Genomic DNA, 16,290 nt, shown 5'->3' with positions numbered 1-16,290 from the left:
TTTGGTAGGCACAATTGGACTCGAACCAACGACCCCCACCATGTCAAGGTGGTGCTCTAACCAACTGAGCTATGTGCCTGTCGTGTGGTGCGCATATTAGTGATCGAATGCGTACCTGTAAAGCGTTTTTTTCAAAAAAATCAAAAACTTTCAGAAACCTGCGGGCGCCGGTACCCACGACTTCGAAAGCGCCCATAATGCAAAAAGGGCGACCCTTGCGGATCGCCCTTTTCGATGCCCGGAGACCGGGACTTTGTTTGGTAGGCACAATTGGACTCGAACCAACGACCCCCACCATGTCAAGGTGGTGCTCTAACCAACTGAGCTATGTGCCTGTCGTGTGGTGCGCATTCTACGCAATCCAAAAACCCTGTCAACACTTTTTTTCGCGCTAACTCACTGAATCTTAAACTGTTTATAGAGAAGGGCCCGCTGCAGGCCAGTAAAGGATTTTCAACAGACGACTAGCGGGTGTTTATTATTATTGATAGCATCGGTACATTCGTTAAAAATATAAAACACAGAGGTTTCTGCAGCATGGCTAACACCCCCTACCCCCAGTCCTACTACGCCGCCTCGGCCAACCCGGTGCCGCCACGTCCGGCGCTGCAGGGTGAGGTGGAAACCGATATCTGCATCATCGGTGCCGGCTACACCGGCCTGTCCAGCGCGCTGTTCCTGCTGGAAAACGGCTTCAAGGTGAGCATCGTCGAAGCGGCCAAGGTCGGCTTCGGCGCATCGGGCCGCAACGGTGGCCAGATCGTCAACAGCTACAGCCGCGACATCGACGTCATCGAGCGCACCGTCGGCCCTAAAGAAGCACAGCTGCTAGGCCAGATGGCCTTCGAAGGCGGCCGCATCATCCGTGAGCGCGTGGCCAAGTACAACATCCAGTGCGACCTGAAGGACGGCGGCGTGTTCGCTGCGCTGACCGCCAAGCAGATGGGCCACCTGGAATCGCAAAAGCGCCTGTGGGAACGCTTTGGCCATAATCAGCTGGAGCTGATGGACCAGAAGCGCATCCGTGAAGTGGTCGCCTGCGACAACTACCTGGGCGGCATGCTGGACATGAGCGGCGGCCACATCCACCCGCTGAACCTGGCCCTGGGCGAAGCCGCCGCGGTCGAGTCGCTGGGCGGCATCATCTATGAGCAGACTCCGGCCATCCGTATCGAGCGTGGTGCCAACCCGGTGGTGCACACTCCGCAAGGTAAGATCCGCGCCAAGTTCATCATCGTTGCCGGCAACGCCTACCTGGGTAACCTGGTACCGGAACTGGCTGCCAAGTCGATGCCATGCGGCACCCAGGTGATCACCACCGAGCCGCTGGGCGAAGAACTGGCCCGCACCCTGCTGCCGCAGGACTACTGCGTGGAAGACTGCAACTACCTGCTCGACTACTACCGCCTGACCAGCGACAAGCGCCTGATCTTCGGCGGTGGTGTGGTGTACGGTGCGCGCGACCCGGCCAACATCGAAGCGATCATTCGCCCGAAGATGCTCAAGGCCTTCCCGCAACTGAAGAACGTCAAGATCGACTACGCCTGGACCGGAAACTTCCTGCTGACCCTGTCGCGTCTGCCACAGGTCGGCCGTATCGGCGACAACATCTACTACTCGCAGGGTTGCTCGGGCCACGGCGTGACCTACACCCACCTCGCAGGCAAGGTGCTGGCCGAGGCCCTGCGTGGCCAGGCCGAGCGCTTCGACGCCTTTGCCGGCCTGCCGCACTACCCGTTCCCGGGTGGCCAGATGCTGCGTGTGCCGTTCAGCGCCATTGGTGCCTGGTACTACAGCCTGCGTGATCGTCTGGGCTTCTGATGATGTAAGCAGGCCTGGCCTCTTCGCGGGGCAAGCCCGCTCCTACAGGAGCGGGCTTGCCCCGGCGAAACGCTATTTATTCAGACTACGCACAGCTTGTTTAGCCGCAACCTCCTGGCCCGCCCGGGCCAGTTCGTCGGCAGCCTGCAGCCAACGCTGGCGGTCCACCTGGGCCGGTAGCTGGCGCGGGGGCTGCACCAGCACCGCCCAACTCCCCTCCTTCGCCCACGCCGAGGCAAAGTCGTCGAACGCCATCAGCTGGCGCCGATGCATCCCTGAACGCAGCAGCACGCGCTTCTTGAAGCTGTCATAGCCGATCAGCACCGCGTAACGCGGCTCGCTCCACCACGCCGAACCTTCCTCGTAACGCAGCAGCACCGGGTTGCCAGCGGCCACCTGAGTCAGCAAGGCATCCAGTTGCTTGTCCAGCGGGTACACGACCATGCCGTACTCGCGAGCCACACGCGGGATGCTGGTTTCCAGCGCATCGGCTGCCTTCGGCAGATTCAGCGGTTTGTCCAGCAGCCCCGGGGTGATTGGCGCACCTTGCTGCGAGAGCAGCGCGGCCAGGGCCATCGCCCCGCTGTGGTTGGCATTGCCGCGGTAGAACGGCACGCTGCTGATCTCGACCCGCTGGGGCATGCCCTTGAGGCTTGCAGGGGGTGCGCTGGCGCAGCCGCCCAGGGTCGCCGCCACCAGGCAGGCGGCCAACAGCTGACGTGGGACGATCGCCCAGCGCTTGCAGGAATATTGCTCCATGGACACTCGCTTGTTCCGATGCCAGGCAGGCAGCGCCCGGCTCTGGCCACCGATCATAGGGCGCCGCGTTGCGCGGGTATAGTCCGACAAGAAATTGCAACCAATCGGCTTAAGCAATCGACCTTTGGTCAATGGAACGTCACGGGCGGGCAGCTAGACTAAAGCTGTGTCTGGAGGGCAAACCGCAGGTTGGCCCAAGAGAAGGAGGCACACATGAGCCTGACCATGGCAATCCTTATGCTGGTGGGTATGTGGCTGAGCGTCGCGGCCGCCATGCTGTGGGGTGTTCTGCGTATCGTGCGGCGTCATTCCCAGCATCACCACCTGCCACCGCAGGCCCCGGCCAAGGCGCAGCCTGTGCGCAGGGCGCGGCGGCATGCCGGGGTGCACTGAGGTTTCTTCAGCTGAATGCAAACGGGGCGCCAAGCGCCCCGTTGTTTTTTTCACCAGCCTTAATCAGCCTTCAGCAGCTTCACGCTTGAGCCGCGCTCGGCGGGCCAGGATGTTGAGGATCTCGATCACCGTCGAGAAGGCCATCGCCGCATACACATACCCTTTCGGTACATGGGCGCCAAAACCTTCGGCGATCAGCGTCATGCCAATCATGATCAGGAAGCCCAGGGCCAACATCACCACTGTCGGGTTGTCATTGATGAAGTTGGCCAGCGGGTCGGCGGCCACCATCATGACGATGACGGCGGTGATCACGGCAATGATCATGATCGGCAGGTGCTCGGTCATGCCCACGGCAGTGATGATGCTGTCGACCGAGAAGACGATGTCCAGCAACAGGATCTGGAAGATCGCCGCCGCAAAGCCCAGGGTAACCGTATTAGAGACCTTGGCTTCTTCCTTGGCGCCATGCGGGTCGACGTTTTCGTGAATCTCCTTGGTGGCCTTCCACAGCAGGAACAGGCCGCCGGCAATCAGGATCACGTCCTTCCAGGAGAAGGCGTTACCGAACACTTCGAACACCGGGTCGGTCAACTGCACGATCCAGGCCACGGTGCTGAGCAGTGCCAGGCGCATGACCAGCGCCATGCTGATACCGATACGACGCGCCTTGGAACGGTACTCCACAGGCAGTTTGTTGGTCAGGATCGAGATGAAGATCAGGTTGTCGATACCCAGTACCACTTCCATGGCCACCAGCGTTGCCAGGGCGACCCAGGCGGTAGGGCTAGCGGCGAGTTCCAGCAAGTATTCCATTGTTCAAATCCTGAAGCGGCGGTTGTAGGGTCAGATTTCCTGGGTGTGTTCTTTCTTCTCGGCGTCCTTGGGCTTCTGGCCCTCGTGACCGATGGCATCGCTCAACGCCTGCTGGGCGGCCTTGTTGGTGTCGTCGATGGCCTGCTTGGCCGACTTGGCGGCCTGGTCGAGCATCTGCTGGGCAGACTTCTCGGCCTGGTCGCAACCAGCCAGGCTGAACAGCGCCAGGGCCAGCACCAGCGGAGTGCCAATGGATTTGAGATACAGCATGGTGTCCTCGCTTGAAAAATCCCGGCGGCGCGAAGCGCCTGATGGGGTCGCATTCTAAAGACGCCAATACTTCAGGAAAATTCGTATTTCCAGTGTGTATACTTCGGTTTTTTCGAATCGGGACCCGCGTGCGTGCTCAACTATCGCCAGCTCCACTACTTCTGGGCCGTGGCCAAGACCGGCAGCATCGCTCGCGCCAGCGAACAGCTGAACCTGACGCCACAGACCATCAGCGGGCAGATCAGCCTGTTCGAGCAAACCTACGGGCTGGAGCTGTTTCAGCGCGTCGGCCGGCAACTGGAGCTGACCGAAACCGGCCGTCAAACGCTGGTCTACGCCGAGCAGATGTTCCAGATCGGCGGCGAGCTGGAGGCCCTGCTCAGGGCCGGCCCGCAGGAGCAGATCCTGTTTCGCGTGGGGGTGGCCGACGTGGTGCCGAAGTCGATCGTCTATCGCCTGCTGGCGCCGACCATGGAGCTGGACGAGGTGCTGCGCATCAATTGCCGCGAAGACAAGCTCGAACGGCTGCTGGCAGACCTGGCGATCCAGCGCCTGGACCTGGTGATTTCCGACAGCCCGATGCCCAGCCACCTGGACATCAAGGGCTACAGCCAGAAGCTCGGCGAATGCGGCCTGAGCTTCTTCGCCACCCCGGCCCTGGCCCGGCAGCATGCCGGCCTCTTCCCTGCCTGCCTGCAGGATGCGCCGCTGCTGATTCCCGGCCCGGAAACCGTGGTGAGCAGCCGCCTGTTGCGTTGGCTGAGCGAACAGCAAGTGCAGCCACGCATCGTTGGAGAGTTCGATGACAGTGCGTTGATGCAGGCGTTCGGCCAGTCAGGCAGCGGGATTTTCGTCGCACCAAGCGTGATTGCCGAGGAAGTCTGCCGCCAGTATGGCGTCGAGCTGATCGGCCAGACCGAAGCAGTGCATGAATCGTTCTATGCCATTTCAGTGGAGCGCAAGGTCAAGCACCCGGGGATCGTGGCGATTACCGAGGGCGCGCGGCGGGAGCTGTTTCACTGGTAGTGGCTGCCGGCGATAGGGCCGGGCCTGATTGTGCTAAAGTCGCGCCCTTTGAAGATTCCGAGACTTCGCTGCACATGACGCCTGTTTACCACCTCCTCAACCGCACCAGCCTGGTGACCCAGATCGTCATCGGCCTGGTCGCCGGCATCGCCCTGGCCCTGCTGGCACCCGCCCTCGCCCGTGACCTGGGCTTCCTCGGCAAAGTGTTCGTCAGCGCCCTCAAGGCCGTCGCGCCGGTGCTGGTGTTCATTCTGGTCATGGCGTCGATCGCCAACCACCGCCACGGCCAGGAAACCCACATCCGCCCGATCCTCTGGCTGTACCTGCTGGGCACCTTTGCCGCCGCCGTGGTGGCCGTGGTCGCCAGCATGCTGTTCCCTTCGCAGTTGGCCCTGAGTACCAGCGAGGCGACCCTGAGCGCGCCGGGCGGCATCGGTGAGGTGATGCAGAACCTGCTGCTGAGCGCGGTCGACAACCCGGTCAATGCATTGCTCAACGCCAACTTCATCGGTGTGCTGACCTGGGCCGTCGGCCTGGGCGTGGCCCTGCGCCATGCCGGCCAGACTACCCGTACCGTGGTCGAGGATCTGTCCAATGGCGTGACCTTGATCGTGCGCGTGGTGATCCGTTTCGCCCCGCTGGGCATCTTCGGGCTGGTCAGCTCGACCCTGGCCCAGTCTGGCCTCAGCGCCCTGCTTGGCTACCTGCACCTGCTGGGTGTGCTGATCGGCTGCATGCTGTTCGTGGCGCTGGTGATGAACCCGCTGATCGTGTTCTGGAAGATCCGCCGCAACCCTTACCCGCTGACCTTGCTGTGCCTGCGCGAAAGCGGCATTACCGCCTTCTTCACCCGCAGCTCGGCGGCCAACATCCCGGTCAACCTGGCGCTGTCGGAGCGCCTGGGGCTGCATGAGGACACTTATTCGGTGTCGATCCCGCTGGGGGCGACCATCAACATGGCCGGCGCGGCGATCACCATCACCGTGCTGACCCTGGCGGCGGTGCATACCCTGGGCATTCCAGTCGACTTGCCGACGGCGGTGCTGCTGAGCCTGGTGGCGGCAATCTGCGCCTGCGGTGCCTCTGGAGTCGCGGGTGGTTCACTGCTGCTGATTCCGCTGGCGTGTAGCCTGTTCGGCATCCCCAGCGAGATTGCCATGCAGGTGGTGGCAGTGGGCTTCATCATTGGCGTGCTGCAGGATTCGGCGGAGACGGCGCTGAATTCTTCGACCGATGTGTTGTTCACGGCGGCGGCTTGCCAGGCAGAAGAGCGGCGTAGCGTTTGAGATTGCCGGGGCCGCTTTGCGGCCCATTCGCGGGGGCAAGCCCGCTCCTACACAGCCCGCAACAGCGGTGATTGCTTAAGCCTGGCGCTTTACCTACGCTAGTGGCCTTTCCCAAGCAATGAGACAGGGCCATGTCAGAACACGAAACCGCAGGCGAAGGCCGCTTCAGCAGTATCGAGATCCGCATTCTCGGCGCGCTGATCGAGAAGCAGGCCACCAGCCCGGAAAGCTACCCGCTGACCCTCAACGCCCTGGTCCTGGCCTGTAACCAGAAGACCAGCCGGGAACCGGTCATGAACCTCACCCAAGGCCAAGTCGGCCAGGCCCTGCGCGCCCTCGAGGGCCAGGACATGACCCGCCTGCAGATGGGCAGCCGCGCCGATCGCTGGGAACATCGGGTGGACAAGGCCCTGGAACTGGTCCCTGCTCAGCTGGTGCTGATGGGCCTGATGTTCCTGCGGGGGCCGCAGACCCTCAACGAGCTACTGACCCGCAGCAACCGCCTGCACGACTTCGACGACACCGAGCAGATCCAGCATCAGCTGGAGCGCCTGATTTCGCGCGGCCTGGCCCTGCACCTGCCACGCCAGGCCGGGCAGCGGGAAGACCGCTATACCCACGCCCTCGGTGACCCGGCGGAAATCGAAGCCATTCTGGTCGCACGCCAGCAGGAGGGAGGCGTTCGCGGCAGTGGCGGCACTGTTTCGGAAGAGCGCATTGAAGCCCTGGAAGCGCGGATCGCGGCACTGGAAGCACGCCTGGCCGAGTTCGAAGGCTGAACCGCCTACGGTTCAGGGTCGGGGAAGTTGCGACAGCTTTTGCGCTCGGCCAGCTCCCGGTCACTGGGGCGCTGGTCGACGAACACGGTGCGGCCGTCGGCATAGATCTCGAGGTAGCCCCAATGCAGGTCCTGCTCTTTCTGCCCGGGCTTGGGGGGGACTAGCCACCAGGGTTCGCGGCTGATCAGGGTCATGGTGAAGTTCCTGAGGGTGTCTGCGCTAAGCATAGACACCTTCAGGTTTTGCTTCGTCAGTGCGCGAAGGGGCCGGCGCAGGCTTACGCCGGTGCCGAAGTGCGGATCAAGTGATCGAATGCCGCCAACGAAGCCTTGGCGCCCTCGCCCACCGCAATGACGATCTGCTTGTACGGCACGGTGGTCACGTCACCTGCGGCAAACACACCCGGCACACTGGTCTGGCCCTTGGCATCAACGATGATCTCGCCACGCGGCGACAGCTCGACCGAGCCTTTGAGCCAATCAGTGTTCGGCAGCAGGCCGATCTGCACGAAGATGCCTTCCAGCGCCAGGTCATGCACCTCATCCGTGGTGCGGTCCTTGTAACGCAAGCCCGTCACTTTCTCGCCATTACCGACCACTTCGGTGGTCAGCGCGCTGGTGATCACCTTGACGTTCGGCAGGCTGTGCAGCTTGCGCTGCAGCACCGCATCGGCACGCAGCTGGCTGTCGAACTCGATCAGCGTCACCTGGGCGACGATACCGGCCAGGTCGATGGCCGCTTCCACGCCAGAGTTGCCACCGCCGATCACCGCCACGCGCTTGCCCTTGAACAGCGGGCCGTCGCAGTGCGGGCAGTAGGCCACGCCGCGGGCGCGGTATTCCTGCTCGCCCGGCACGTTCATTTCGCGCCAGCGGGCACCGGTGGCGAGGATCACGGTCTTGGCCTTGAGCGAGGCGCCGCCCGCCAGGCGCACTTCATGCAGGCCGCCGTCGGTGGCCGGGATCAGCGCTTCACCGCGCTGCAGGTTCATGATGTCGACGTCGTACTGCTTGACGTGCTCTTCCAGCGCCGTGGCCAGCTTCGGCCCTTCGGTCTCTTGCACCGAGATGAAGTTCTCGATGGCCAGGGTGTCGAGCACCTGGCCGCCGAAACGCTCGGCAGCGACACCGGTACGGATGCCTTTACGTGCGGCATAGATGGCCGCCGCAGCGCCGGCAGGCCCACCACCGACCACCAGCACGTCAAAGGCCTCCTTGGCGTTGATCTTTTCGGCCTGGCGGCTGCCTGCGTTGGTGTCGATCTTGCCGAGGATTTCTTCCAGGCCCATGCGGCCCTGGCCGAACACTTCGCCGTTCAGGTAGATGCTCGGCACCGCCATGATCTTGCGCGACTCGACTTCTTCCTGGAACAGCGCACCGTCGATGGCCACGTGGCGCACATTGGGGTTGAGCACCGCCATCAGGTTCAATGCCTGGACCACGTCCGGGCAATTCTGGCACGACAGCGAGAAGTAGGTTTCAAAGCTGAACTCGCCTTCCAGTGCCTGGATCTGCTCGATCACTTCGGCGCTGGCCTTGGACGGATGGCCGCCGACTTGCAGCAGCGCCAGCACCAGGGAGGTGAATTCGTGGCCCATGGGGATGCCGGCGAAGCGCAGGCTTATGTTTTTGCCATCAAGGGCAGCACCCGGGCGGCTCAGCGAGAACGAAGGGCGACGAGCATCGCTGCCATCCGCGCTGAAAGTAATGAGGTTCGACAGGCCGGCGATTTCCACCAGCAGGTCGTGCAATTCGCGGGACTTCGCGCCGTCGTCGAGAGAGGCAACGATCTCGATCGGCTGGGTGACCCGCTCCAGGTAGGTTTTCAGTTGCGATTTAAGCGTGGCGTCCAACATACGGGCGATTCCTTTTTCAAAACTCGGATACAAAAACGCCCAGGCGAGGTCGCCCGGGCGTTTTTACGGGGCGGTAGGTACTTCAGCTTTGGCGGCTGTCTACCGCCCGCGACGTGCACATCGGCTTAGATCTTGCCGACCAGGTCCAACGATGGTGCCAGGGTGGCTTCGCCTTCTTTCCATTTGGCCGGGCAGACTTCGCCTGGGTGAGCGGCAACGTACTGGGCAGCCTTCACTTTGCGCAGCAGCTCGGCTGCGTCGCGGCCAACACCACCGTCGTTCAGTTCGACGATCTTGATCTGGCCTTCCGGGTTGATCACGAAGGTACCGCGATCGGCCAGGCCGGCTTCTTCGATCAGCACGTCGAAGTTGCGCGAGATGACGTGGGTCGGGTCACCGATCAGCGGGTACTGGATCTTGCCGATGGTATCCGAAGTGTCGTGCCAGGCTTTGTGGGTGAAGTGGGTGTCGGTCGATACGCCATAGATTTCCACGCCCAGCTTCTGGAACTCGGCGTAGTTGTCGGCGAGGTCACCCAGTTCGGTCGGGCAGACGAAGGTGAAGTCGGCCGGGTAGAAGAACACGACGGACCACTTGCCTTTCAGGTCGGCTTCGCTGACCTGAACGAACTCGCCCTTGTGGTAGGCGGTGGCGTTGAACGGTTTGACCTGGCTGTTGATGATTGGCATGAGAGACGCTCCTTCATGGGGTTGGAATCAGTTGATGGAAAGAATCCTAACCGCTGGTCCCGATAAAGGCTCATTGGCAAAGCTCATGCTCGTGATTGGTTTTGGCTATAACCAGGGATAATTAATAGAAGGGAATGGGCTGAGCAAAGGATTGCGGGGTATTCAAGACCCCATCGCCGGCTTGCCGGCGATGGGGCCAGTTGCATCAGCGCGTGACTGTGCGCATGGTGACGAACTCTTCAGCGGCAGTCGGGTGCACGCCAATGGTCTCGTCGAACTGTTGCTTGGTCGCACCGGCCTTGAGGGCGATACCCAAGCCCTGGATGATCTCGCCGGCATCCGGGCCGACCATGTGGCAGCCCAGCACCCTGTCGGTCTCGGCATCCACCACCAGCTTCATCAGGGTCTTTTCCTGGATGTCGGTGAGGGTCAGCTTCATGGCGCGGAAGCGGCTCTCGAAGATCTGCACCTTGTGCCCGGCTTCCAGCGCTTGCTCCTCGGTAAGGCCGACGGTACCGATCGGAGGCTGACTGAACACCGCAGTCGGGATGTTCTGGTAATCCACCGGGCGGTATTGCTCAGGCTTGAACAGCCGCCGTGCCACGGCCATGCCTTCGGCCAGGGCCACCGGGGTGAGCTGCACGCGGCCGATCACGTCGCCAATGGCAAGGATCGACGGTGCGGTGGTCTGGTACTGCTCGTCGACGCGGATGTAGCCGCGGGCATCCAACTCAACGCCGGTGTTTTCCAAGCCCAGGTTGTCGAGCATCGGGCGACGGCCGGTGGCGTAGAACACGCAATCGGCGACCAGCTCGCGGCCGTCCTTGAGGGTGGCTTTCAGGCTGCCGTCGTCAAGCTTGTCGATGCGCTGGATGTCGGCGTTGAACTGCAGATTCAGGCCGCGCTTTTCCAGCTCTTCCTTGAGGTGGGTGCGCACCGAGCCGTCGAAGCCGCGCAGGAACAGGTCACCGCGATACAGCAAAGTGGTATCGGCGCCCAGGCCCTGGAAGATGCCGGCGAACTCGACGGCAATGTAACCACCACCGACCACCAGCACACGGCGTGGCAGGTCCTTGAGGTAGAACGCCTCGTTGGAGGTGATGGCCAGTTCCTTGCCCGGAATGTCCGGCACCTGTGGCCAGCCGCCGGTGGCAATCAGGATATGCTCGGCGCTGAAGCGCTGGCCGTCCACTTCCACTTGGTTGGCGCCGGTGATGCGGGCATGGCCCTGCAGCAAGGTCACGCCGCTGTTTACCAGCAGGTTGCGGTAGATGCCGTTGAGGCGCTCGATCTCGCGGTTCTTGTTAGCGATCAGCGTGCCCCAGTCGAAGTGGCCCTCTTCCAGGGTCCAGCCGAAGCCGGCTGCCTGTTCCAGCTCATCGGCGACGTGGGCGCCGTACACCAGCAGTTTTTTCGGCACGCAGCCGACGTTGACGCAGGTGCCACCCAGGTAACGGCTCTCGGCCACTGCCACTTTTGCACCGAAGCCCGCAGCGAAGCGCGCCGCACGCACACCGCCGGAACCCGCGCCAATCACAAACAGATCAAAATCGTAGGCCATGTATTCACTCTCCTAGGCAGGCGCCCAGCATACCGCCGTTGGCCGCCGCAAACAAAAAAGCCACCCCGAAGGGTGGCTCCTTGAACCTGCATTGCGTATCAGTAGGCCTTGCCGGCCTTGTAGAAGTTCTCGAAGCAGAAGTTGGTCGCCTCGATGTAGCCTTCGGCACCACCGCAGTCGAAACGCTTGCCCTTGAACTTGTAGGCGATCACGTTGCCTTCGGCAGCCTGTTTCATCAGTGCGTCGGTGATCTGGATCTCGCCGCCCTTGCCTGGCTCGGTCTGTTCGATCTTCTCGAAGATGTCCGGGGTCAGGATGTAGCGACCGATGATCGCCAGGTTGGACGGTGCATCCTCCGGCTTCGGCTTCTCGACCATGGCGTGCACGCGGAAGATGCCGTCCTTGATCTCTTCACCGGCGATGACACCGTACTTGTTGGTTTCCTGCGGATCGACTTCCTGGATGGCGACGATCGAGCAACGGTACTGTTTGTGCAGCTTGACCATCTGCGCGAGCACGCCGTCGCCGTCGAGGTTGACGCACAGGTCATCCGCCAACACCACGGCGAACGGTTCGTCACCGATCAGCGGGCGGCCGGTCAGGATGGCGTGGCCCAGGCCTTTCATTTCGGTCTGGCGAGTGTAGGAGAACGAGCACTCGTCGAGCAGGCGACGGATACCGACCAGGTATTTTTCCTTGTCGGTGCCCTTGATCTGGTTTTCCAGCTCGTAGCTGATGTCGAAGTGGTCTTCCAGGGCGCGCTTGCCGCGGCCGGTGACGATGGAAATCTCGTTCAGACCAGCATCCAATGCTTCTTCAACGCCATACTGGATCAGTGGCTTGTTGACCACCGGCAGCATTTCCTTGGGCATGGCTTTGGTAGCAGGCAGGAAGCGAGTGCCGTAGCCGGCTGCCGGGAACAAGCATTTCTTGATCATAAACATCCTTAAACATAGGCGAGGCCTGTGGAATTCGGCGCAGTCTAATCAGGCGGCATGCAGCTTACAATGCCCTGCCTGTGATGACCGCTGCCATGATAGAGATAACCCAGTGTAGATAGTTCCAAAAAGTTCGTGAAAATCCCGTCATCCGGCCCTTGCGCGGCCCTGTGGAAAGCACCGCGCAAGGGCTCGCATAGCGCCGCCGCAACGCCCGCTCAGCTACCCGTGCCCTGCCCGATCATCACCCCGTCGACCTGCTGGCCATACAGGTTGACGCCGTCGTTGGCATGGAATTTCAGCCGTGTTTTTTCGATGGAGCCCTCGATCAGGCGTGGGTCCTGGGGGCGCTCGTGGCGGTTGACCCAGGCGGCCACGTCCCAGGCCTGCTGATCGCTCAGGCTGCCCGGTTTGCCCAAGGGCATGTTGTACTTGATGAACGATGCTGCGGTATTGATCCGGTGCATGCCCGCGCCCCAGTTGTAGGAGTCCTTGCCCCAGAGTGGCGGCATTACGTATTCACCGGCCACCTTCTGCCCCTCACCGTTGTCGCCGTGGCAGATGGCGCATTGTTCACGGTAGACCTGCTGGCCACGCTTGAAGTCATAGCCCCCCTTTGGCTGCGCCACCTCGGGGTATCCGCGCCCGGCAATTTCCACGCCGGTGGGGGCCTTGGTCGAAAGCCAGTAGGCATATACGGCGAGCGCGGTCATCTGCGGGCTGTCGGCGGCCGGCGGCTTGCCGTTCATGCTGAACTGGAAACAGCCCTGGATACGCTCGGCGAAGGTGTTCACCTTGTCGTTCTTCTTGCGGTAAGCCGGGTACATCGGATAGGCACCCCACAGCGGCGCGGAATGCGCCAGGCGGCCCTGGTCGAGGTGGCAGTTGCTGCAGTTCATGCCATTGCCCACCGCCTCAGGCATCAACCGACGGGTATCGACAAACAACGCGTGGCCCTCGCGGACCATCTTGCCGAAGGCATTGTCCGGCAGCTCGCTTTCGGCAGGTGGGGCGAATTGTGGTGCGGCCTGGGCAGCGGGGACCTTCAGTTGCGACTGGTCTTCCATGGCGATGGGCGCCTGATTGGCAAAGGCAGTTGTCGTGGCCAGCAGCAGTAACGTTGGCAGCAAGGTTTTCATGGCTTGACCTCCGGGCTGGCGGGATGGGCGAAGTACTCGGCAATCGCCTTGACTTCGGCGTCGGTCATGGCCTTGGCCACGCCTGCCATCAGCTGGTTGGGGTCATTGCTGCGGCTGCCGTCGCGCCAGCCGTTGAGCTGCGCCACAAGGTAGGCGGCGGGCTGCCCGGCCAGCGGCGGGAAGTGCTCGCCGACACCGCTGCCGCCTGGGCCATGGCACTGCACGCATCCGGGGATCTGCCGGCTCCAGTCGCCATATAGGGCCAGGCGTTCGGTGGGGTTGCTCGCGATCTGCTGGCGATGCAGGTCTGGCGCAGGATCACCCGGCAGACCAGCCAGGTAATGGCTGACGGCCTCGATCTCATCTTCGCTCAGGGCTTTGGCCAGTGGTGCCATGACCGGCTGCTGGCGGCTGCCAGTGCGCCAGTCATGCAGCTGCTTACTCAGGTAACCGGCCGGCAGGCCAGCCAGGCGGGGGAACCCTGCGGCGGCAATACCCTTGCCGTCCGGGCCATGGCAGCCCAGGCAGGCCATGGCGGCGGGCTTGGCCCCGCCCTGGGTGAAGACTTTCTGGCCATCGGCGGCATGCGCCGCAGGCCAGGCCAGGATCAGCAGGCTGCCGATCACGACGCGACTCAACGGTGTCATCACGAATCTCCATTTCTTTTGTTATAAGCTTAGGCTTAAAAAACATAAGCAAATGGATACTAGCCCTGTCAGGGAATTCGCAACAACGCCCAAGCCGACCACCGGCTGGCAATTGGCCTGCTAACCACCGATCCGTTGAGCCAGATCAACTGCCAGAGATGCACTCCGTCGTTGCCTCGCGTACATCACCCGGGCGCAACGGGAAGTTGTTCAGCCGCTCATGCAGCTTGATGCTGCTGCCGCTGCCGCGCTTGTGGATATCGAGCAAGGCTGCCGGCCCGGCACCTGCCGTGAGCTTTTGCGGCACGATCAGGCGCAAGCCGTCATTGCGTTGCTCTTCCACCAACGGGTCACGGCTCTTGGCCAGGTGCGCCTTGACGCAATCGGCGTATTCACGCGGCGTCTTGCCAGACATGACGTCCATGGTTTCATGGGATTGCTCAAGTTCCGAAACACTGACACAACCACCCAGCGCCAGGAACAACGCCGCCACCATCCACTTCATTTCCCGCACCTCGACTGACAAGAGAGCGTAGGACAACGGCCAGGCGGTTTTGCTCCCCGCTTTGGCCGTTTTATCTGCCAGGTGCCATCAGGCGCGGCAGTACAAGCCGACATCGTGGTATCGTTCGCGTTTGCAGAACCAATCTTTGCGGAGCACCCCATGAAATTCGTACACCAGCGCGAGCACCTCAACGAGGACGATATCGTCGTCATCGAGTGCTCCCAGCGCTGCAACATCCGCCTGATGAACGACGCCAACTTCCGCAGCTTCAAGAACGGCGGCCGGCACACCTACCACGGTGGCCACTTCGAGCGCTTCCCGGCCAAGATCACCGTGCCGAGCACCGGTTTCTGGAACATCACCATCGATACCGTGACCACCCGCCCGATCTCGGTAACGCGCAAGCCGACCCTGACCCACAAGATCAAGATCATCCGCCGCTCGTCGTCGAAACTCGGATAAGGCCTACCATGACCCAGAACATCAAGTACGTCATCAAGTACAAGCTCGACGGCCAGCGCCGCTGGGACTTCGCCGTGATGGCCGGCGCCTCGCACGAACAGGCCATGGAAGCCCTGCGCAAGATCCACGGCGAAGACGCCGAAAAGATCAGCGACATTCAGGTGAGCAAAGCACTGTAAGGCAGCAGCGACAAGGAGAAGCGCATGAGCAACTGGCCCGACCGTCGTATCCTCGATCTGCTGGGCATCGAGTTGCCCATTCTGCAGGCGCCGATGGCCGGTGCCAGCGGTTCGGCCATGGCCATTGCCGTAGCCATGGCGGGTGGCCTGGGTGCCCTGCCCTGCGCCATGCTCACCGGCGACCAGCTACGGGGCGAGATCAAAGCCTTCCGCACGGCCTGCCCTGGCCAGCCGCTGAACCTGAACTTCTTCTGCCACCAGCCTCCAGCACCCGACCCCGAGCGCGACGCCCGCTGGAAGCAGGCACTTAAAGCCTACTACGCCGAAGTCGGCGCCGACTTCGATACGCCTACGCCAGTTTCCAACCGCGCGCCCTTCGATGAGCAGAGCTGCCTGCTGGTCGAGCAGTTGCGCCCGGAGGTGGTGAGTTTCCACTTCGGCTTGCCGCAAACTGCACTGCTGCAGCGGGTCAAGGCCACGGGCGCCAAGGTGCTGTCCAGTGCCACTACGGTGGAAGAAGCGCTGTGGCTCGAAGCCAATGGCTGCGATGCAATCATCGCCATGGGCTATGAAGCCGGCGGTCATCGCGGCATGTTCCTCAGCGACGACATCACCAGCCAGATCGGCACCTTCGCCCTGGTGCCACAGATTGCCGATGCCGTGCGCCTGCCGGTGATCGCGGCAGGCGGCATTGGCGACCACCGTGGCTTGGCAGCGGCTTTGGCATTGGGTGCCAGCGCTGTGCAGATTGGCACAGCCTACCTGTTCTGCCCGGAGGCCAAGGTCTCTCCTGCCCACCGCCATGCACTGGACACCGCACCAGCCAGCGACACCGCGTTGACCAACCTGTTCACCGGGCGCCCTGCACGCGGCATCAACAACCGCATAATGCGTGAGCTGGGGCCGATGAGCGAACTGGCGCCGCGCTTCCCCCTGGCTGGTGGCGCGCTGATGCCGCTGCGCGCGATTACCGATGCGCAGGGCAACAGTGATTTCAGCAACCTGTGGTCAGGACAGGCACTGCGCCTGGGCCGACCTATGCCGGCTGAGCAACTGACCAGGGAGATAGCCTCCAAGGCATTGGCGCAGATTGCTCGATAAGGCTTTGAAACCGCGCTGCCTCTTCGCTGGTATACCCGCGAAGAGTCCGGCACTGACAGAACAT

The 16,290-nt window shown here is 62.3% G+C and carries 19 protein-coding genes and 2 tRNA genes; 8 read left to right on the top strand and 13 right to left on the bottom strand.

Going from position 1 to position 16,290, the window contains the following annotated elements:
* Positions 1-2: 2 nt before the first annotated feature.
* Both ACOKS3_RS11065 and ACOKS3_RS11060 read right to left on the bottom strand, forming a co-directional pair.
* A tRNA-Val gene (locus ACOKS3_RS11065) sits at positions 3-79 on the bottom strand.
* Positions 80-258: 179 nt separating this feature from the next.
* A tRNA-Val gene (locus ACOKS3_RS11060) sits at positions 259-335 on the bottom strand.
* A gap of 202 nt (positions 336-537) precedes the next feature.
* On the opposite strand from ACOKS3_RS11060, the gene ACOKS3_RS11055 reads away from it, so the two are divergent.
* Positions 538-1,821, top strand: coding sequence for an NAD(P)/FAD-dependent oxidoreductase (locus ACOKS3_RS11055; RefSeq protein WP_103446777.1), 1,284 nt, complete (start codon positions 538-540; stop codon positions 1,819-1,821).
* Positions 1,822-1,893: 72 nt separating this feature from the next.
* On the opposite strand, the gene ACOKS3_RS11050 is transcribed toward ACOKS3_RS11055, so the two are convergent.
* On the bottom strand, positions 1,894-2,637 hold the full coding sequence (locus ACOKS3_RS11050) for a peptidase C39 family protein (RefSeq protein ID WP_103446776.1): 744 nt from the start codon (positions 2,635-2,637) through the stop codon (positions 1,894-1,896).
* Between the two features lie 156 nt (positions 2,638-2,793).
* Between ACOKS3_RS11050 and ACOKS3_RS11045 the strand changes: the two genes are divergently transcribed.
* A complete protein-coding gene (locus ACOKS3_RS11045) occupies positions 2,794-2,973 on the top strand; it encodes a hypothetical protein (protein WP_027920521.1) in 180 nt (59 codons plus the stop codon).
* 63 nt (positions 2,974-3,036) lie between these two features.
* Here the strand turns inward: ACOKS3_RS11045 and ACOKS3_RS11040 are convergent, their stop codons facing one another.
* The gene (locus ACOKS3_RS11040; RefSeq protein ID WP_103446775.1) at positions 3,037-3,789 is read right to left on the bottom strand and encodes a TerC family protein; all 753 of its coding nucleotides are present in this window, start codon (positions 3,787-3,789) and stop codon (positions 3,037-3,039) included.
* Positions 3,790-3,819: 30 nt separating this feature from the next.
* Positions 3,820-4,059 carry a hypothetical protein gene (locus ACOKS3_RS11035; RefSeq protein ID WP_103446774.1) on the bottom strand — a complete coding sequence of 80 codons (240 nt, stop codon included), beginning with the start codon at positions 4,057-4,059 and terminating at the stop codon, positions 3,820-3,822.
* Between the two features lie 132 nt (positions 4,060-4,191).
* Here ACOKS3_RS11035 and nhaR point away from each other — a divergent pair, with 132 nt between their 5' ends.
* From nhaR to ACOKS3_RS11020, 3 genes are all read left to right on the top strand, one after another.
* Positions 4,192-5,085, top strand: a complete 894-nt coding sequence (gene nhaR / locus ACOKS3_RS11030; RefSeq protein WP_103446773.1) for a transcriptional activator NhaR — start codon at positions 4,192-4,194, stop codon at positions 5,083-5,085.
* Between the two features lie 74 nt (positions 5,086-5,159).
* Positions 5,160-6,371 (top strand): serine/threonine transporter SstT, encoded by a 1,212-nt coding sequence (gene sstT, locus ACOKS3_RS11025; protein ID WP_103446772.1) that lies wholly within the window; start codon positions 5,160-5,162, stop codon positions 6,369-6,371.
* Between the two features lie 131 nt (positions 6,372-6,502).
* Positions 6,503-7,150, top strand: coding sequence for a YceH family protein (locus tag ACOKS3_RS11020; protein ID WP_103446771.1), 648 nt, complete (start codon positions 6,503-6,505; stop codon positions 7,148-7,150).
* A gap of 5 nt (positions 7,151-7,155) precedes the next feature.
* On the opposite strand, the gene ACOKS3_RS11015 is transcribed toward ACOKS3_RS11020, so the two are convergent.
* From ACOKS3_RS11015 to ACOKS3_RS10980, 8 genes are all read right to left on the bottom strand, one after another.
* The gene (locus ACOKS3_RS11015) at positions 7,156-7,344 is read right to left on the bottom strand and encodes a hypothetical protein (protein WP_041166543.1); all 189 of its coding nucleotides are present in this window, start codon (positions 7,342-7,344) and stop codon (positions 7,156-7,158) included.
* Between the two features lie 83 nt (positions 7,345-7,427).
* A complete protein-coding gene (gene ahpF / locus ACOKS3_RS11010) occupies positions 7,428-9,005 on the bottom strand; it encodes an alkyl hydroperoxide reductase subunit F (protein WP_422764589.1) in 1,578 nt (525 codons plus the stop codon).
* Positions 9,006-9,130: 125 nt separating this feature from the next.
* Positions 9,131-9,694, bottom strand: a complete 564-nt coding sequence (gene ahpC / locus ACOKS3_RS11005; protein ID WP_004375926.1) for an alkyl hydroperoxide reductase subunit C — start codon at positions 9,692-9,694, stop codon at positions 9,131-9,133.
* A 205-nt stretch (positions 9,695-9,899) separates the two neighbouring features.
* Positions 9,900-11,255 carry a glutathione-disulfide reductase gene (gene gorA / locus ACOKS3_RS11000; protein WP_422764590.1) on the bottom strand — a complete coding sequence of 452 codons (1,356 nt, stop codon included), beginning with the start codon at positions 11,253-11,255 and terminating at the stop codon, positions 9,900-9,902.
* 98 nt (positions 11,256-11,353) lie between these two features.
* Entirely contained in the window at positions 11,354-12,193 is an 840-nt protein-coding gene (gene galU, locus ACOKS3_RS10995) for a UTP--glucose-1-phosphate uridylyltransferase GalU (RefSeq protein ID WP_103446768.1), read from the bottom strand.
* 218 nt (positions 12,194-12,411) lie between these two features.
* The gene (locus ACOKS3_RS10990; protein WP_103446767.1) at positions 12,412-13,332 is read right to left on the bottom strand and encodes a c-type cytochrome; all 921 of its coding nucleotides are present in this window, start codon (positions 13,330-13,332) and stop codon (positions 12,412-12,414) included.
* Positions 13,329-13,979 carry a c-type cytochrome gene (locus ACOKS3_RS10985; RefSeq protein WP_103446766.1) on the bottom strand — a complete coding sequence of 217 codons (651 nt, stop codon included), beginning with the start codon at positions 13,977-13,979 and terminating at the stop codon, positions 13,329-13,331. Before ACOKS3_RS10985 ends, ACOKS3_RS10990 begins: the two co-directional genes overlap by 4 nt.
* Positions 13,980-14,124: 145 nt before the next feature.
* Positions 14,125-14,484 (bottom strand): hypothetical protein, encoded by a 360-nt coding sequence (locus ACOKS3_RS10980; protein WP_103446765.1) that lies wholly within the window; start codon positions 14,482-14,484, stop codon positions 14,125-14,127.
* Positions 14,485-14,643: 159 nt separating this feature from the next.
* Here ACOKS3_RS10980 and ACOKS3_RS10975 point away from each other — a divergent pair, with 159 nt between their 5' ends.
* The 3 genes from ACOKS3_RS10975 to ACOKS3_RS10965 are packed head-to-tail and all read left to right on the top strand — an operon-like array spanning position 14,644 to position 16,226.
* Entirely contained in the window at positions 14,644-14,946 is a 303-nt protein-coding gene (locus ACOKS3_RS10975; protein WP_008090281.1) for a DUF1883 domain-containing protein, read from the top strand.
* Positions 14,947-14,954: 8 nt separating this feature from the next.
* A complete protein-coding gene (locus ACOKS3_RS10970) occupies positions 14,955-15,125 on the top strand; it encodes a hypothetical protein (protein WP_181004470.1) in 171 nt (56 codons plus the stop codon).
* A 24-nt stretch (positions 15,126-15,149) separates the two neighbouring features.
* Positions 15,150-16,226: an NAD(P)H-dependent flavin oxidoreductase gene (locus ACOKS3_RS10965; RefSeq protein WP_422764591.1), complete on the top strand. Its 1,077-nt coding sequence runs from the start codon at positions 15,150-15,152 to the stop codon at positions 16,224-16,226.
* The last annotated feature ends 64 nt before the right edge of the window (positions 16,227-16,290 follow it).

This window comes from Pseudomonas sp. HS6-2 (assembly GCF_049325675.2).
GTDB lineage: Bacteria > Pseudomonadota > Gammaproteobacteria > Pseudomonadales > Pseudomonadaceae > Aquipseudomonas > Aquipseudomonas putida_N.
This window is presented reverse-complemented; position numbering and strand designations above follow the sequence as displayed.

Excerpts from the sequence above, each read along its gene's own strand:
- ACOKS3_RS11055 (WP_103446777.1), top strand. The coding sequence starts at position 538 with ATGGCTAACACCCCCTACCCCCAGTCCTACTACGCCGCCTCGGCCAAC.
- ACOKS3_RS11050 (WP_103446776.1), bottom strand. The coding sequence starts at position 2,637 with ATGATCGGTGGCCAGAGCCGGGCGCTGCCTGCCTGGCATCGGAACAAG.
- ACOKS3_RS11045 (WP_027920521.1), top strand. The coding sequence starts at position 2,794 with ATGAGCCTGACCATGGCAATCCTTATGCTGGTGGGTATGTGGCTGAGC.
- ACOKS3_RS11040 (WP_103446775.1), bottom strand. The coding sequence starts at position 3,789 with ATGGAATACTTGCTGGAACTCGCCGCTAGCCCTACCGCCTGGGTCGCC.
- ACOKS3_RS11035 (WP_103446774.1), bottom strand. The coding sequence starts at position 4,059 with ATGCTGTATCTCAAATCCATTGGCACTCCGCTGGTGCTGGCCCTGGCG.
- sstT (WP_103446772.1), top strand. The coding sequence starts at position 5,160 with ATGACGCCTGTTTACCACCTCCTCAACCGCACCAGCCTGGTGACCCAG.
- ACOKS3_RS11020 (WP_103446771.1), top strand. The coding sequence starts at position 6,503 with ATGTCAGAACACGAAACCGCAGGCGAAGGCCGCTTCAGCAGTATCGAG.
- ACOKS3_RS11015 (WP_041166543.1), bottom strand. The coding sequence starts at position 7,344 with ATGACCCTGATCAGCCGCGAACCCTGGTGGCTAGTCCCCCCCAAGCCC.
- ahpF (WP_422764589.1), bottom strand. The coding sequence starts at position 9,005 with ATGTTGGACGCCACGCTTAAATCGCAACTGAAAACCTACCTGGAGCGG.
- ahpC (WP_004375926.1), bottom strand. The coding sequence starts at position 9,694 with ATGCCAATCATCAACAGCCAGGTCAAACCGTTCAACGCCACCGCCTAC.
- gorA (WP_422764590.1), bottom strand. The coding sequence starts at position 11,255 with ATGGCCTACGATTTTGATCTGTTTGTGATTGGCGCGGGTTCCGGCGGT.
- galU (WP_103446768.1), bottom strand. The coding sequence starts at position 12,193 with ATGATCAAGAAATGCTTGTTCCCGGCAGCCGGCTACGGCACTCGCTTC.
- ACOKS3_RS10990 (WP_103446767.1), bottom strand. The coding sequence starts at position 13,332 with ATGAAAACCTTGCTGCCAACGTTACTGCTGCTGGCCACGACAACTGCC.
- ACOKS3_RS10985 (WP_103446766.1), bottom strand. The coding sequence starts at position 13,979 with ATGACACCGTTGAGTCGCGTCGTGATCGGCAGCCTGCTGATCCTGGCC.
- ACOKS3_RS10980 (WP_103446765.1), bottom strand. The coding sequence starts at position 14,484 with ATGAAGTGGATGGTGGCGGCGTTGTTCCTGGCGCTGGGTGGTTGTGTC.
- ACOKS3_RS10975 (WP_008090281.1), top strand. The coding sequence starts at position 14,644 with ATGAAATTCGTACACCAGCGCGAGCACCTCAACGAGGACGATATCGTC.
- ACOKS3_RS10970 (WP_181004470.1), top strand. The coding sequence starts at position 14,955 with ATGACCCAGAACATCAAGTACGTCATCAAGTACAAGCTCGACGGCCAG.
- ACOKS3_RS10965 (WP_422764591.1), top strand. The coding sequence starts at position 15,150 with ATGAGCAACTGGCCCGACCGTCGTATCCTCGATCTGCTGGGCATCGAG.